This window comes from Rhizobium subbaraonis (assembly GCF_900220975.1).
In the GTDB taxonomy this organism is placed as follows: domain Bacteria; phylum Pseudomonadota; class Alphaproteobacteria; order Rhizobiales; family Rhizobiaceae; genus Mycoplana; species Mycoplana subbaraonis.
Genome location: NZ_OBQD01000020.1, coordinates 21,674 through 36,758, shown reverse-complemented (window position 1 = coordinate 36,758; position 15,085 = coordinate 21,674). Strand labels below are relative to the sequence as shown.

Annotated in this window: 13 protein-coding genes; 4 read left to right on the top strand and 9 right to left on the bottom strand. The window is 63.8% G+C overall.

The genetic code is table 11. The features are described 5' to 3' along the window. From CRO48_RS24775 to CRO48_RS24765, 3 genes are read left to right on the top strand one after another with little or no spacing between them, the layout of a single operon-like run. Entirely contained in the window at window positions 1-888 is an 888-nt protein-coding gene (locus CRO48_RS24775) for a branched-chain amino acid ABC transporter permease (RefSeq protein ID WP_097142442.1), read from the top strand. 1 nt (window position 889) lies between these two features. Next, entirely contained in the window at window positions 890-1,867 is a 978-nt protein-coding gene (locus tag CRO48_RS24770) for a branched-chain amino acid ABC transporter permease (RefSeq protein WP_097142441.1), read from the top strand. Further along, window positions 1,864-2,352 (top strand): thioesterase family protein, encoded by a 489-nt coding sequence (locus CRO48_RS24765; protein WP_176526884.1) that lies wholly within the window; start codon window positions 1,864-1,866, stop codon window positions 2,350-2,352. The genes CRO48_RS24770 and CRO48_RS24765 overlap by 4 nt, the downstream gene beginning before the upstream one ends. A gap of 90 nt (window positions 2,353-2,442) precedes the next feature. On the opposite strand, the gene CRO48_RS24760 is transcribed toward CRO48_RS24765, so the two are convergent. Genes CRO48_RS24760 through CRO48_RS24745 form a run of 4 tightly spaced genes read right to left on the bottom strand, consistent with a single transcriptional unit; the run spans window position 2,443 to window position 5,443 of the window. Continuing rightward, window positions 2,443-3,645: an acetyl-CoA C-acyltransferase gene (locus CRO48_RS24760; protein ID WP_097142439.1), complete on the bottom strand. Its 1,203-nt coding sequence runs from the start codon at window positions 3,643-3,645 to the stop codon at window positions 2,443-2,445. Between the two features lie 15 nt (window positions 3,646-3,660). Further along, window positions 3,661-4,116: an acyl-CoA thioesterase gene (locus CRO48_RS24755; RefSeq protein ID WP_141402119.1), complete on the bottom strand. Its 456-nt coding sequence runs from the start codon at window positions 4,114-4,116 to the stop codon at window positions 3,661-3,663. Next, entirely contained in the window at window positions 4,113-5,042 is a 930-nt protein-coding gene (locus CRO48_RS24750; RefSeq protein WP_097142438.1) for an SDR family NAD(P)-dependent oxidoreductase, read from the bottom strand. Before CRO48_RS24750 ends, CRO48_RS24755 begins: the two co-directional genes overlap by 4 nt. Window positions 5,043-5,053: 11 nt before the next feature. Next, the gene (locus CRO48_RS24745) at window positions 5,054-5,443 is read right to left on the bottom strand and encodes a MaoC family dehydratase (RefSeq protein ID WP_245423658.1); all 390 of its coding nucleotides are present in this window, start codon (window positions 5,441-5,443) and stop codon (window positions 5,054-5,056) included. Window positions 5,444-5,696: 253 nt separating this feature from the next. Here CRO48_RS24745 and CRO48_RS24740 point away from each other — a divergent pair, with 253 nt between their 5' ends. After that, complete coding sequence (locus tag CRO48_RS24740; RefSeq protein ID WP_097142436.1) at window positions 5,697-6,326, top strand: TetR/AcrR family transcriptional regulator; 630 nt, start codon at window positions 5,697-5,699, stop codon at window positions 6,324-6,326. 136 nt (window positions 6,327-6,462) lie between these two features. On the opposite strand, the gene CRO48_RS24735 is transcribed toward CRO48_RS24740, so the two are convergent. From CRO48_RS24735 to CRO48_RS24720, 5 genes are all read right to left on the bottom strand, one after another. Continuing rightward, a complete protein-coding gene (locus CRO48_RS24735) occupies window positions 6,463-9,606 on the bottom strand; it encodes an efflux RND transporter permease subunit (RefSeq protein ID WP_097142435.1) in 3,144 nt (1,047 codons plus the stop codon). A gap of 6 nt (window positions 9,607-9,612) precedes the next feature. Then, window positions 9,613-10,875 carry an efflux RND transporter periplasmic adaptor subunit gene (locus CRO48_RS24730; RefSeq protein WP_176526883.1) on the bottom strand — a complete coding sequence of 421 codons (1,263 nt, stop codon included), beginning with the start codon at window positions 10,873-10,875 and terminating at the stop codon, window positions 9,613-9,615. Beyond that, the gene (locus tag CRO48_RS32390) at window positions 10,872-11,678 is read right to left on the bottom strand and encodes a CYTH domain-containing protein (RefSeq protein WP_176526882.1); all 807 of its coding nucleotides are present in this window, start codon (window positions 11,676-11,678) and stop codon (window positions 10,872-10,874) included. Before CRO48_RS32390 ends, CRO48_RS24730 begins: the two co-directional genes overlap by 4 nt. Before the next feature lie 37 nt (window positions 11,679-11,715). Next, entirely contained in the window at window positions 11,716-13,209 is a 1,494-nt protein-coding gene (locus CRO48_RS24725; protein WP_097142433.1) for a Ppx/GppA phosphatase family protein, read from the bottom strand. Window positions 13,210-13,292: 83 nt separating this feature from the next. After that, window positions 13,293-15,026, bottom strand: coding sequence for a SulP family inorganic anion transporter (locus CRO48_RS24720; RefSeq protein ID WP_280952696.1), 1,734 nt, complete (start codon window positions 15,024-15,026; stop codon window positions 13,293-13,295). Between the last annotated feature and the right edge of the window lie 59 nt (window positions 15,027-15,085).

The following is a 15,085-nucleotide window of genomic DNA, read 5'->3' as shown; positions in this document are numbered from 1 at the left end:
ATGACGATGATTTTCGGAATTCCCCTCCAGGCGCTCCTGGGCCAGCTTCTGGTAGGCTTGATCAACGGCTCGTTCTATGCCGTGCTCAGCCTTGGCCTCGCCGTCATCTTCGGACTGCTGCGCATCATCAATTTCGCCCATGGGGCGCTCTACATGCTGGGCGCCTTCGTCGGCTACCTTTTGCTCGCCTTCGCGGGCATCGGCTACTGGCCGGCGCTGATCTTGGCGCCGCTGGTCGTTGGCCTCCTCGGCGCGGTTCTCGAGCGAACCATGCTGTCGCGCCTCTACAAGCTCGATCATCTCTACAGCCTGCTCTTCACCTTCGGGCTGGCGCTCTTCATCGAAGGCACGTTCCGCTATTTCTACGGCTCCTCCGGCCAACCCTACGCGGTACCGCCCAGCCTTGCCGGCGGCACCAATCTCGGCTTCATGTTCCTGCCCAACTACCGCGCCTGGGTCGTCGTCGCGTCCTTTGCGGTCTGCATCGGCACCTGGTTCCTGATCGAGCGGACGAAGCTCGGCTCCTACCTGCGGGCGGCGACGGAAAACCCGACGCTCGTGCAGGCGTTCGGCGTCAACGTACCGCTCCTGCTGACGTTCACCTATGCCTTCGGCTGCGCACTGGCGGGCTTCACCGGCATTCTCGCCGCGCCGATCTACCAGGTGAGCCCGGTCATGGGCTCCAACATCATCATCATCGTCTTTGCCGTGGTCGTCGTCGGCGGCATGGGGTCGATCTTCGGCGCGATCGCAACCGGTTATCTGCTCGGTCTCGCCGAGGGACTGACGAAGGTCATCTATCCCGAAGCGTCCAACATCGTCGTCTTCGTCATCATGGCTGTGGTGCTGCTGCTTCGCCCGGCCGGACTTTTCGGAAAGGAAGCGTGACATGACCGAGACGTCCCTGTCCCACCCCATCGTCGAGCCGGCCACTGGCCGCGCCCCCCTGCAGCTCCTCGCCGTCTGCATCGGCATTGCCGCGCTCGTCGCCGCGCCGATGTTCTTCTACCCGATCTTCGTCATGAAGATCCTCTGCTTTGCACTGTTTGCCTCGGCCTTCAACCTGCTGCTCGGCTATACGGGGCTTCTGTCCTTCGGCCATGCGGCCTTTTTCGGAGGTGCGGCCTATGTGACGGCCCATGCGGCGAAAGTCTGGGGTTTTCCACCTGAACTTGCCGTCGTTGCCGGGGTATCAAGCGCCATCGTGATCGGAGCGGTCATCGGTTTCCTTGCCATCAGGCGCCAGGGCATCTATTTCGCGATGATCACGCTTGCGTTGTCGCAGATGTTCTACTTCTTCTGCCTGCAAGCGCCGTTTACCGGCGGGGAAGACGGCATTCAGGGCGTGCCGCGCGGCAAGCTCTTCGGTCTGATCGACCTCGGCCAGACGATGAACATGTATTATTTCGTCCTCGGCGTGTTCCTGCTCGGCATCTTCGCCATCTGGCGGATCGTCAATTCGCCCTTCGGCGCGATCCTGAAATCAATACGCGAAAACGAGACCCGGGCCATTTCGCTTGGCCTGTCCGTCAATGCCTACAAGCTCTCGGCTTTCGTCATGTCGGCCGCCATTGCCGGGCTTGCGGGATCAACCAAGGCGTTGATCTTCCAGTTCGCGACACTGACCGACGTGACGTGGCAGATGTCGGGCGAGGTAATCCTGATGACGCTGATGGGCGGCATCGGCACGTTGCTTGGGCCGGTGGTCGGGGCAGGTCTCGTGGTGACCTTGCAAAACGTGCTCGCCACCTCCGAATTCCCGGTCACCGTGATCACCGGTGCCACCTTCATGCTCTGCGTCCTTGCCTTCCGCCGCGGCATCGTCGGCGAGTTCGAAGCAGCAATCGACAGATGGAAACGCCGATGAGCGAGTACAGAAGCCTGCTACGCATTCTCTCCGCCACGGTCTGCGACACCTGGGTCGACTACAACGGCCATATGGGCGACTACGCCTATGGCATCGTGTTTTCCGATGCCGCGACTGCCTACATGGACAGGATCGGCATCGACGAGGCCTACCGGGCTGAAACCGCAGCCACGCTGTACACGCTCGACAGCCGCATCGGCTTCCTCAAGGAGTGTCACGTCGGTGAAGTCCTACATGTCGACACACTCGTGCTTGCGGCAGACGCAAAACGCCTGCACCTGTTCATGCGCCTGATCAATGCGGCGGGTGACGAACTGGCCCTATGCGAACAGGTGCTGATGCACGTTTCCCGAGCGGATGGAAAGCCGCGCTCGGCGTCGCTGCCCGGTCCGTCACTGGAGCGGCTGATGGCCGACCTCAAAGCCCATAGTACGATGGAACGCCCCGCCTGGCTCAGCCAGCGGATCGGACTGTCCCGCGGCTGATATCTCTTTCGGGACAAACAGACAATGCCCCGGACACATCCAGGTGTCCGGGGCATTGTCGTTCGTGGTGGACCGAGTTGGCCCCTGTTGTCAGGCGATCTCGAAAAGACCAGCCGCGCCCATGCCTCCGCCGATGCACATCGTAACAACGACATAGCGAAGGCCGAGACGGCGGCCTTCGATCAGCGCGTGGCCGACCATGCGTGCGCCGGACATGCCGTAGGGGTGGCCGATGGAGATTGCACCGCCGTTGATGTTGAGCTTTTCATTGTCGATGCCGAGGCGATCGCGGCAATAGACGACTTGCGAGGCAAAGGCCTCATTCAGTTCCCACAAACCGATGTCGTCGATCTTCAAGCCATGCTGCGCGAGAAGCTTCGGAACGGCAAAGACCGGCCCGATGCCCATCTCCTCCGGCGCGCAGCCGGCGACAGCGATGCCGCGATAGATGCCGAGCGGCGACATGCCGCGCCGTTCCGCCTCTCGGGCTTCCATCAGCACGGATGCCGAGGCGCCATCGGAGAGTTGCGAGGCGTTGCCCGCGGTGACAAAACGGCCTTCTGCCACAATCTCGCCGCCGGCAAACACCGGCTTCAGCGAAGACAGTCCCTCAAGGGTCGTCTCCGGGCGATTGCCTTCGTCCCGGGCGAGCGTCACCGCCCTCGAGGAGGTTTCGTTGGACGCCCTGTCGGTGACCAGCATTGTCGTTTCGAAGGGGACGATCTCCGCATCAAGGCGACCGTTTGCCTGCGCTTGCGCCGTGCGCTTTTGCGATTGAAGCGCGTAGGCATCCTGTGCTTCGCGGGAAATGCCGTAGCGGGCGGCAACGACCTCCGCCGTTTCGATCATGCTGACGTAGGTGGAGGGCAGGTTCTCCACAAGCCACGGGTCGCGCCAACGATCCGTGTTCATGCGCTCGTTCTGCACCAGCGATATCTGCTCGACGCCGCCACCGACGGTGACGGTCATGCCGTCTGCGATGATCTGCTTGGCCGCGATCGCGATACCCATCAGCCCGGAGGCGCATTGACGGTCAACGCTCTGGCCGGCAACGGTGACGGGCAGGCCCGCCCTGAGAGCCGCCGTCCGGCCAATGTTCATGTGGGTCGTGCCCTGCTGGAGGGCCGCACCCAGGACGACATCATCGACCTCGCCGGGATCAACCCCGGCGCGCGATACCGCATGGGCAATGGCGTGCCCTGCAAGCGTGGGGGCGGTCGTGTCGTTGAAGGCGCCGCGATAGGCCTTGCCGATCGGCGTGCGGGCAGTGGATACGATGACGGCTTCTCTCATGGTGATTTCTCCTTCTCAATCCTCGGAAACCAGCAGTCGCTCCGCCAAGGCGCGATGCTCCGGACCAAGAGCAACCGGCCGGCGTGTCGCCCGATCGACATAGACGTGCACGTAGCCGCCCTGTGCGGCCGCATGGTCCTGATCCTCGCGGAAGAGCGCGAAGCCCCACGACAGGCTGGTGTTGCCGATCCGGTCGATCCGCACCCCGACCGTCACGCGGTCAGGGTAGGAGACCTCGGAGAAGTAGTTGGTATGGCTGTGGGCCACCACGCCGATCGGGCTTCCGCCATGAAGCGCGAGCGCGCCTGCTTCGATCAGCACCCGGTTGAGCGCGGAATCGAAATACTCCAGGTAGACGACATTGTTCATGTGGCCATAGAGGTCCATGTCGTTCCAGCGGGTCTCCATGTCGAAGAAGCGGCGATACTTCTGTCTGTGATGGGCCGTCGCCCGCACTGGTGCTGCCGTCATGCCCTGATCTCGGCGGCGAGGGCCTCGGCAGTTCGGGCATTGGCTATGATGCGGTCGACATGCGCAAGCCCGGCCTCGGTCTCGATCGAACCGTCGAGGCTGGATATCGTCCCGAAGGCTTCGGCAACGGCTTCCGGCGTGCGCTTGCCTGCCGGCAAGTAGACGCCTTCGCTTTCCACAATTGCCATGCGCGCCACTGTGCCGGCTCCGGCCAGAAGCGCAACCCGGCTCGGAGCGTCCTCACCGACGAGGAAGAGTGCGGCCGGAACGACGTTTTCCGGCGCGAGATGACGCAGCATCTCCTCGTCCATCATGTCGCCGGTCATCCGGGTCGCGGCCGTCGGCAGCACGGCGTTCACCTTGATGCCGTAGCGGGCGCCTTCGAAATGCAGCACATTCATGAGGCCGATGAGCCCGGCCTTGGCGGCGCCGTAGTTCGACTGGCCGAAATTGCCGTAGACACCGGAGGTCGAGGAGGTCATCAGAATGCGGCCATAGCCCTGCGCCCGCATGGCTTCCCACACAGCCTTGGTCGCATTGGCCGATCCGATGAGATGTACATCGACAACGGCACGGAAATCTTCCGTCGACATCTTGGCGAAGGTCTTGTCGCGCAGGATGCCGGCATTGTTGATCAAGACGTCGATGCGGCCGAACTCGGCAAGCGTGCGGGCGACCAGCGCCTGCATATCATCGAAGCTTGTCACGTTGCCGCCGTCCGCAATCGCCTGACCGCCCTTCGCGCGGATTTCCGTCACGACCTTTTCAGCCGCCTCGCTGGATCCGCCGCTTCCATCGCGCGAGCCGCCGAAGTCGTTGATGACGACCTTGGCGCCGCGAGCGGCGAGTTCGAGCGCATAGGCGCGGCCCAGGCCGCCACCGGCACCCGTCACGATGGAAACGCGGTTTTCGAAGGAAATGCTCATAGTTCTGGTCCTCAGTTCGTTGTCAGTACCAGCCAGTCGGCGGCGAGCGCCGGCTTCGGCTGACCTTCGATCTCCATGGTGGCGGCGTAGGTGGCGAGGGTGCCGCCACCTTTTTTCTGGCTGGCGACGAGATTGAAGCAGGCGCGAATGCGGGCACCTGATCGAACCGGCGCGAGGAAGCGAACCTTGTCGAAGCCGTAGTTGATCTCGGCCGCTCCAGCCGCGGGTTCGACAAAGACCTGCCGGCTCAGCTTCGTTAGCAGCGAAAGCACGAGAAAACCGTGGGCGATGGTACCGCCGAAGGCGCTTTCCCGGGCGGCGCGTACGGGATCGACATGAATGAACTGATGGTCGTCGACGACATCAGCAAAACGATCGATCAGGTCCTGATCGATCCGCATCCAGTCGGTGACGAGGGGAATGGCGGCATCGGTGGTCGCGCCGTTTTCCGCCGCGGGAAGAGTGTCCAATATCCTGTTCCTCCTGAAAGGCATGTGGAGTGCGAGGCGGCGCGAAACATCGCGTCCGTCAACAACATACTCAGTAGTATGCACTTGCAACCGGTGTTGTCCAGTGGCATTTTCGGCCGGCAAACGCAGGCAGTTGCTTTCCGGGGCGGGCCATAACTATAGTCAAATCAAAGGAGAGCTGCCCATGATCGAGAATCGCCGCCAGGTCAGGACGGACGGGACGGGCAATGCGGATATTCTGGAGACAGCGGCCCAATGCTTCATGGAACAGGGCTTCTCGGCGACGAGCATCGATGACGTCGCGCGCCGTCTCGGCGCCACCAAGGGCCGCATCTATCACTATTACTCTTCCAAGACCGATCTGTTCTTCGACGTGCATCGCGAGGGCCTGGAGCGCCTGTTCCAGGCGGTTGAGCCGGTCATGGGAATTGAAGGCTCAGGCGTCGTTCGCCTGAGGGCCATGCTGACCGCGCATGCCATGGCGATGATGACCAACGCCGCCTTTGAAGCCGTCGTCGTCCAGGGCGTACATATGCACCGCATGGCCGCCACGACCCCGGACCAGCGGCGCACGCTGGACGATCTCATCGCCATCCGCCGGCGCTTCGAAGGTCTGTTCAAGCAGGTGCTGCAGGAGGGCGTCGACGACGGCTCGATCCGCAACATCGATATTTCCATCAGCGCGAAGGCAATGCTCGGGGCGATCAACTGGCTCTCCGTCTGGTATCGCCCGGCATCGGACGAGACAGAAATGGATCGTCAGATGCTGGCAGAACGGATCGTCACGACCCAGATCGACGGCGTCCGCAGCTAAGGCTTGTCGGGCGGCGGGTTGCAGATTTTTTGAGCGGGCGAGCTCAACCGCGGTGGCTTGAAATCGTCGGTGGAACTGGCCTTGCCCATGAAGGCCTCCTTGCCTCAGATTCCGCCTGAGCCGGCCGACTTTAGCGCTAGCTCTCCTTCGTCACCCGAGGTTTCGGCATTCGTTTGATGCCCTTCAGCTTTTCACGGAGCCACTGGAAGATCACATAGAGCACCGGGATCAGGAAGATGCCGAGCACCGCCGCCGCCAGCATGCCGCCGAACACTGCCGTGCCGACGCCGCGGCGGCTGAGCATGCCGGCACCTTCGGCCGTGACCAGCGGAAGGAGGCCGGCAATGAAAGCAAAGCTAGTCATCATCACGGCGCGGAACCGTTCCTTCGCCCCCTCGACCGCCGCTTCCGCGATCTCCAATCCGTGCCTGCGGCGCTCCATGGCGAACTCGACGATGAGAATGCCGTTCTTCGCGGCAAGGGCGATCAGCACCACAAGGCCGATCTGGGCGTAGAGGTTGTTGTCGAGACCGGCGATCTTGAGAGCCAGCATCGACCCGGCGATGCCGGCGGTCACCGAAAGCAGAACGGCGACCGGGATGGTCCAGCTCTCGTAGAGCCCGACGAGGAACAGATAGGCGAAGAGCACGGCGAGCCCCAGTATCATTGCCGTCTTGCCGCTGGCCTCGATCTCCTGCAGCGCCGTTCCGGTCCACTCATAGCTGTAGCCCGGCGGCAGCGTTTTTGCGGAAACCTCTTCCATTGCGGCGATGGCCTCGCCCGAACTGCGGCCCGGCGCGGGCTCGCCGTTGATCGTGGCGCTGACATAGTTGTTGTAGCGCACGATGAACTGGGGCCCGAGAATGAGGCGCGCCTCGGCAAATGCCCTGACCGGCACCATCTGTCCCTTGTTGTTGCGGACGTTGATCCGGTAGATGTCATCGACCTTCGCCCGCTCGGAAGCTTCGCCCTGGACCGTCACCTGCCAGGTTCGGCCGAACAGGTTGAAGTCGTTGGCGTAGGCACTGCCGAGGACCGACTGAAGCACATTGAAGACATCCGAAACCTCGATGCCGAGCGTCTGCACTTTCTCACGGTCGATATCGAGATAAAGCTGGGGCGTGGCGGCGGCATAGGTCGTGAAGACCCGGTTCAGCGCCGGATCCTGATTTGCCGCGAACACAAGGCCACGGGAAGCCTGGGCAATTTCGGTGGCCCCGGCGCCGCCGAGGCTCAAGAGCTGGTATTCGAAGCCGCTGCCCGTCCCAAGTCCGATGATCGGCGGCAGGTTGTAGACGATGACATTGGCTTCACGGATCGCGCCGAGTTCTTCGCTCAATTTGGCGATCAGGCCGTTGACGGACAGGGCGGGCTCGGTGCGGTCTGCAAAGGGCTTCAGGGTCATTACGAGCAGGGCGGCGTTCGATTTCACCTGTCCGTCAAGCAGGCTGTAGCCCACGACCGACATGACGCCCTGAACGCCATCCGTGCCGCGCATCAACTCTTCGACGCTCTTGGCCACGGCATCCGTCCGGTTGACCGAGGCGCCATCCGGCAACACGATTTCGCCGAAGATGGCACCCTGGTCCTCGGAGGGAAGGAAGCCTGTCGGTGTCGTCTTGAACAACCACGCCGTGCCCACGAAGAGAGCCGCCAGGACCACCAGGCCAAGCACGGCGACGCGAACGAGCCGGCGCACGATGGCAGCATAACCATCGCGGGCGAGGTCGATGCCCCTCAGCACATAGCGGATGGGACCGCGTTTCGGTCCATGATGCGCCTTGAGCAGGATGCCGCAGAGCGCCGGCGACAGCGTCAGCGCGTTGATGGCGGAAATCACCATGGACACAGAGACCGCAACGGCGAACTGCCGGAAGAGCTCGCCGGAAATGCCTGGGATGAAGGCCACCGGGACGAATACCGACAGCAGGACCAGCGTGATCGCGATGATAGGCGCGGTGATCTCGGCCATCGCCCGGCGCGCAGCCTCTGCCGGCGTCGCGCTCGGATCTTTCTCCAGATGCGCCTCCACCGCTTCGACCACCACGATAGCGTCGTCGACCACGATGCCGATCGCCAGGACCAGGGCGAGAAGCGAGACCGTATTGGCCGAAAATCCCAGCGCCAGCATCACCGCGAAGGTGCCGATAAGCGATACGGGCACAGCGATCAGCGGAATGAGCGTTGCGCGGACACTTCCAAGAAACAGGTAAACGACGATGATGACGAGGACGAAGGCTTCCAACAAGGTCTTGACGACCTCGTGGATGCTCTCCTCGACGAACGTCGTCGTGTCGTATGTGATCTGGTACTCGACGTCTTCCGGAAACGAGGGTTTGAGTTGCTCCAGGAGCTGATCGATGGCTTCCGCCGTTGCGATCGCATTGCCGCCTGGAGCTTGATAGATCCCGAGGACGGCAGCGGCTTTACCGTCCTGCCTTCCGATTTGCTCGGACGATTTCGAGGCGAGTTCCACGCGCGCGACGTCACGGATCCTGACGAACGAGCCATCGGGATTGGCCCTCAGCACGACGCTTTCGAATTCCTCGACGGTGACGAGGCGGCCCTTGGTCTGGATGGTGAGCTGGAACTGCTGGTCGGGCAGGGCGGGCTGGGCGCCGATGCGGCCGATCGCTGCCTGAACGTTCTGGCGTTTCAGCGCATCGACGATATCGTTCGGGGTGAGGTTGTAGTTCGTCAGACGCTGGGGCGTGACCCAGATGCGCATGCTGTAGTCGGACGGGGTCAGGAGCGAGACGTCGCCGACGCCGCGTATCCGCTTCAGGCCGTCAATGATGTTGATTGTCGCGTAGTTCGACAGGAAAAGCTGGTCATGGTTGCCATCGGGCGATGTCAGTGCGATCAACTGCATCAGCGCCGAAGACTTCTTTTTGACACTGATGCCCTGAGCGCGCGCCTCTTGCGGAAGCTGCGCTTCGGCAAGGTTGACGCGATTCTGCACGTTGACCGCATTGATATCGGGATCGGTGCCGACCGAGAAACTGACGGTCAGCGTGTAGCTGCCGTCATTGCCGCTGGTCGACTTCATGTAGATCATGTTGTCGACGCCGACGACGCGCGATTCGATCGGCTGGGCAATGGATTGCTGAACGATCTCCGCGCTCGCCCCGGGATAGCTCACGGTTACCGACACCTGCGGTGGCACGATGTCCGGGAACTGTGCGATGGGAATGACGGCGAGCGCGACCAGACCCGCGATGGTGATGACCAGAGAAATGACGATTGCAAGCCGTGGCCGATCGATGAAGGTCGCGGACAGCCTGGCTCAGGAGCCCGTCTTTGCTTCGACCGGTTCCACCACCTGGCCGGGACGAACCTTTTGCACCCCTTCGGTAACCACCATGTCGCCCGCCGCGAGCCCCTTGGTTACCGCCAGATCCGCACCTTGAACTTGCCCAGGCTCTATCCGACGGACCTCGATCTTGTTCTCCTTGTTGACGACAAGCGCGTAGGGACCCGCCTGATCGATCTGGATCGCCGCCTGCGGCACGAGCAGCGCGGCCTCCGCAGTTCCGCCCTCAACGATGACGTCGACGAGTTGGCCATCGATCAGCACGCGGTCGGGATTGGGAAAGGCCGCTCGCACGGGCACGGTGTCGGTGCCCTGATCGACGGTCACGTCGACGAAATTGACCTTTCCGGGCTCTGGATACCTTTTGCCGTTGGCAAGCAGCAAAAAGACATTCGCCGCGCTCAGATGCCCGCCCAGCTTTCCGGTGCTGCCCAGTTTTTCGCGAACCGCCAGAATTTCCCGCTGCGACACCGAGAAGGTCGCGTAGATCGGATCCTGACTGACGATTGTCGCAAGCACATCGCTCGACGGGCCGACAAAATTTCCCACAGAGTATTGCGAGCGGCCGATGCGTCCCGCGATCGGCGCCCGGATATCGGTGTAGCCCAGGTCCAGCCTGGCCCTGTCGAGGGCGGCCCGGAGCTGGGTCAGGCTTCCCGTGGCCTCTTGCTGCTTGGCTGTCGCCAGGTCCAGTTGCTGCTTGGCCGCAGCGCCCTTCCCGACAAGGGTGCCCTGGCGCTCGACCTCGATGTTGGCAAGTGTCAGCCCCGCCTTCGCCGACTCGATCGCCCCCTCGGCCTGGACCACGGCGGCCTCATACTGGCCCTTCTCCATCACAAAGAGAAGGTCGCCGTCGTTCACGTCCTGTCCCTCGGTGAAGAGCCTCTGCTCCAGAAAGCCGTCAACGCGAGCGCGCAAATCTACCTTGTCGATGGCTTCGACGCGCCCGGAGAAGGTAATTGAGGGCCGAATGTCTTTGGAGACCACCCGCATCACCGTCACAGACGGCGATGCGGCGGCCGTATTGCCGTTTTCCTGGCCTGCGGCTTCAGAGATCGTGGCAGCAATGACGACGGCCATCGTCGCGAAGGCGAGAAATCGGCGCTTCCTCGCATGCACTGTCAAAGGCGTCTGGGACGATGCCGGCCCAGGAATCGTCGCCTCGACGGTGACGGCCGATTGCTTCGAATTTCGCACATACCTTCGAGCTGTGTGGTCTGCCGCCGCGTGGGTCATCCGGGTTGTCCTGTTGCGAGCTCTTTGCTGAAGAAGGCAAGCGCGCTGTTCGTTTTCGCTTCCTGGCTCACCTCCACGGGGATTCCGCACTTGGCCATCAGCGCTCTGAACTCGACGCCCACCTGGAAGGCTTCCCTGGTGTCGCATTTCGTCGAGACTTCGAAGACACGAGACCCGTCGGGGTAGAGCCAGAACTCGATGGTGAGACGACGATCGAAGCCCTTCGGCTGGTGCTTGAGGCGCAGAAGGAACGTCGGGCCAAGCGGCACCAGCGCCTCCATCGGGATGTCAGCCGGGGCATGTGCCGTGCAAAAGTCCCGCTGTTCCTTGGAGAAGAGGGACACGAGCGGCGCCTTGCCTTCCACCACGTCGAGCACCTCCTGGCCCGTGCAGGCGCCCTTGTAGGAGGCGGAGCAGACATACCCTCCCGGCATCGCGTCGAGCTCGATCTTGAAGCCCGCCGCCTTGCGCAGCTCGGGGTCGAGCGCCGACGGATCGACCGGGCGAAGCTTCACGACGGTATCCCCGCCTCCGCCCTGGATCCTGCGGGCGCGCAGCACCACGCCAGCCTTGTTCAAGGCAAGATCGGGTGTATCGAAGAAATAGACTTGGCGCGGTTCCGCCTCGACGGGGTCGAAGGCGAGCCCCTTCACCGCCGCACGGCGGCTGGAGTCGGGCACCATCAGCTTCAGTTCGACGCTGGTTGCGCCCTGCAACAGTTCGAACACCCTCAGCATGTCCTCGCCGGACAAGGCTGTTCCGTCGGCGCCGGGGCGCGGTTTGGTCGGCTTCTGAACGTTCATCGTTTCCTCCTCCATGGGCCGACGGCGCGTCGCCGGCTCATCCGCCAAACTTCTCTACAAGCACGCCGTGGCGCAGACCGCGGTCGCTCACCGTCAGGCTGGCCATGCCGAGCTTCTCCATCACCGTCCGCACGATGCAGGCCCCCGCGAGGATCACCTCCGCGCGGTTCGGCTGAAGGCCGACGATGGATCGGCGCGCATCGCAGCCTTGCGAGCGGTAGAGCGCGATCTGACGATCCACCTCGGTGCGAACCAGGACCGACCCCTGAACGATGCGCGGATCGTATGTGGCAAGACCGTGCATGACCGCAGTGAGGTTGGTGACCGCGCCGCCCATGCCCACCAGCACGTCGGGAGCCGGGCGCCCGTCAAGGCGCGCGAGATCCATGGAAATCGCCGCCATCGCTTCGCCGAGCTTTGATTGCGGCACGGCACCGTCGAGGCCGAACCGCTCGGTGTAGCGGGCCGCGCCGACGTCAACGCTGAAGCGCTCGTCGATCTTGGTGCCATGCCCGAAGGTGAACTGCGAGCTGCCGCCGCCGGTGTCGAACACCACCAGCGACCCGGCCGTCGACCCCAGTGCGGCGACCGTCGCCCGGTATGCCAGCCGTGCCTCGTCCTCGCCCGATATGACCTCGATCTGCAGCCCTGTACGTGCGCGGATGGCCGAGACCACCTCGGCGCCGTTCGTGGCAATCCTCAACCCGGCTGTGCCGACCGCGGCGATCGCCCGAACGCCGTTTCGGCGCGCCTCGCCAACCATTCCGGAGATCGCCGCGACCGTTCGCTCGATCGGCGTGTCGCCGATCACGCCCGTCGCCGACAGCCCCTCGCCCAGGCGGGTGACCTCGGCACGGTCGGCGACGGTCCGCCACGCGCCCTGGCTGTCCCGGGCACTGATGTTGAACTTGACCGAATTCGTGCCGACGTCGATGACGGCGTAGCGTTCCGGCTCGTCGTCCAGCAGGGCCGGCAGGCCGCGGGGATAGCTGACATTGAGGTAGTCGCCGAGCCCCAGTCCCGCGACGGCGCGGACGACCGCGCCCGCGTCTTCGGATTCGACGGCGATCGTGCGGGTCGATCGTCCCTCCACTAGGATGTCTGAAAGCTCGGCCATGCATCCGTCAATCGTGTAGCGCACACGTCGCTTGTGAACCCGGGCGATCCGGATGGCGCTGTCGCGGCCCGCGAACGCTGCAAGGAACGCGTCGAGCGTGTAGCTGTCACGCAGGGACCCTGGCACCGGCAAGTGCAAGGCGCCGAGCACCCCTGCCGTGTCGGCCGCAGATAACGGAAAGGCCGCCTTCATGACGGGTGTCCACTGTTCCGGGCCATCAACGCTGGTCTCGCGCAGGACCTTCACGTCCATCAGCTCGCCGCGGACCTTCACATTTTCGCCACTGCCGGAAAGAAGGTAGATCTCGTCGGTTTCCTGGACGCCGCTGGGCGTCAGACGGGAGAGGGAACTCTCTGCCGCCGGGAAACTGCGCCCAAAGGAGCGCCACTCCCACCGTGGAACGATCTTTTGCATGATCCACCCCTAATTGGTGGAATGCTAATGTAAGCGCGAGAAGCGTTCTTTGATCCTCGTCAAAGTGCCAGGGCGAACCTCGGTCACTCTGGTGTCGCTTCACCTTTCGCATCCGAGCGGCCGAAACTCTCTTTCGCGTCCGCATCGCTCCCGCCGCCGGGCGGGGCTTCGAGGTATCTGCGGAGACCCGCGCGGGCGTTGGCGAACATGCGGTCGTTTCCGAGATGCTCGGCGAGCCCGGACGAGCGGATGTAGCGCAGGACGTCCGGGTTCAGTCCGGCGAGCCAGACCGTCACGCCCGCTTCGGCAAAGCGGCGTTCGCCCTCCGTCATCACCAGCAGCGCGGAGTATCCGATGTCGAAGACCCGGCTGAGGTCGAGCATCAGAACGCGGGGCTTATGCTGGGCCACGAGTTCCCGGATCCGGTCGCTGACCTGCTGCGCGTTGGCGAAGAAGAGCCGGCCCTCGGGCCGCAGGATCAGCAGGCCTTCGAAGGTCTCGTCGTCGGGATGTTCCGGCGATAGCGGGCGCAGAACGTCGTCGCTACGCTTTCGGCCGATGACGTGGACCCGCGGGTTTGCCGCCTGGCCGGCCAGTCCCAGCAGCGACAGGATGATGGCGACGAGGATGCCCTGCAACGTGCCGAACACGAGTACGCCGGCGAAGGCCGCCAGCGCCCAGCCGAATTCCATGGTGCGGACCTTGCGGATCGCCGCAAACTCAAGTGGCTGGATCAGTCCGATCGAGTAGACGATCACAATGGCGGCAAGCACCGCCTGCGGCAGGAGGCCAAGCGCGGGCGCCAGAACCAGCATGGTCGCGGCCGAAGCGGCCGCGGTGACGAGCGACGCCTTCTGCGTGCGACCGCCGACCGCGCGGACGACAGCCGTCTGAGACGTTCCGCCGCCGGCCGGCATCGCCCCGAAGAGGGCTCCGGCCAGGTTGGCGGCGCCGGTCGCCAGAAGCTCGCGGTCGGCCCGGATCGGCGGCTCCGGCGGCAGGGCGAAGGCGCGGCCGGCGGCGATCGTCTCGGTGAAGCTCATCAGTGCGATGCCGATCGCGCCGGGCAGCAATTGCATGACGAGGCCGAGGTCCGGCAGGGTCATCGACGGCAGTGCCTGCGGGATGTGGCCGACCGTCGCGACGCCTCCGGCGGAGAGCCCGGCAAGCCAGGACACCGCGATGCCGCCGGCGACCACCGCAAGCGGGGCCGGAGAATGGGGCCAGAGCCGCTCCATTGCCAGCAGCAGCAACAGGGTCACTCCCCCGATCGCCAGAGTGAGCATCGAGGATTCCGGAAGTTGCTGCACGAGGCTCAGCACATCGCGAAAGAAACCCTCCTTGGTGATGTGGATTCCGAACAGCTTCGGAACCTGGTCGAGCACGATCACCAGCCCGATCCCGGCCTTGAAACCGGTCAGGACGGGCGCCGAGACGAAGTTCGCGACGAAGCCGAGGCGCAGGACGGAGGCCGCGACCAGCAGGAGCCCCGTCAGCGCGGTGAGCGTCGCAGTCGTGACGACGAGCGCGGCGGGATTTCCGTCCGGAACGACCAGCGCCAGTTGCGCCGCGACGAGAATCGCAAGCGTCGTCGTCGAGCTGACGCTGAGCACCCGCGATGTGCCAAGAAGGGCATAGACGATCATCGGGACGAAGGCCGTGTAGAGACCCACGCTCACCGAGAGGCCCGCCACCGTGGCATAAGCCATGGCCTTGGGCAGGACGACGGCGGCCGCTGTCAGGCCGGCGATGACATCCGGACGCAATCCCGTCCCGGAGGGAAGGGTCGCGCGCTGGGCGTGTGCTGGCTGTGTCACTTCGCTCCCCTTCCTTGTTCCCCGCCCGGGCATGGCGGCCTGCGGCGTGATACCGGTCG

Coding starts and splice junctions, on each gene's coding strand:
- CRO48_RS24775 (WP_097142442.1), top strand. CDS start 1: ATGACGATGATTTTCGGAATTCCCCTCCAGGCGCTCCTGGGCCAGCTT.
- CRO48_RS24770 (WP_097142441.1), top strand. CDS start 890: ATGACCGAGACGTCCCTGTCCCACCCCATCGTCGAGCCGGCCACTGGC.
- CRO48_RS24765 (WP_176526884.1), top strand. CDS start 1,864: ATGAGCGAGTACAGAAGCCTGCTACGCATTCTCTCCGCCACGGTCTGC.
- CRO48_RS24760 (WP_097142439.1), bottom strand. CDS start 3,645: ATGAGAGAAGCCGTCATCGTATCCACTGCCCGCACGCCGATCGGCAAG.
- CRO48_RS24755 (WP_141402119.1), bottom strand. CDS start 4,116: ATGACGGCAGCACCAGTGCGGGCGACGGCCCATCACAGACAGAAGTAT.
- CRO48_RS24750 (WP_097142438.1), bottom strand. CDS start 5,042: ATGAGCATTTCCTTCGAAAACCGCGTTTCCATCGTGACGGGTGCCGGT.
- CRO48_RS24745 (WP_245423658.1), bottom strand. CDS start 5,443: ATGCGGATCGATCAGGACCTGATCGATCGTTTTGCTGATGTCGTCGAC.
- CRO48_RS24740 (WP_097142436.1), top strand. CDS start 5,697: ATGATCGAGAATCGCCGCCAGGTCAGGACGGACGGGACGGGCAATGCG.
- CRO48_RS24730 (WP_176526883.1), bottom strand. CDS start 10,875: ATGACCCACGCGGCGGCAGACCACACAGCTCGAAGGTATGTGCGAAAT.
- CRO48_RS32390 (WP_176526882.1), bottom strand. CDS start 11,678: ATGAACGTTCAGAAGCCGACCAAACCGCGCCCCGGCGCCGACGGAACA.
- CRO48_RS24725 (WP_097142433.1), bottom strand. CDS start 13,209: ATGCAAAAGATCGTTCCACGGTGGGAGTGGCGCTCCTTTGGGCGCAGT.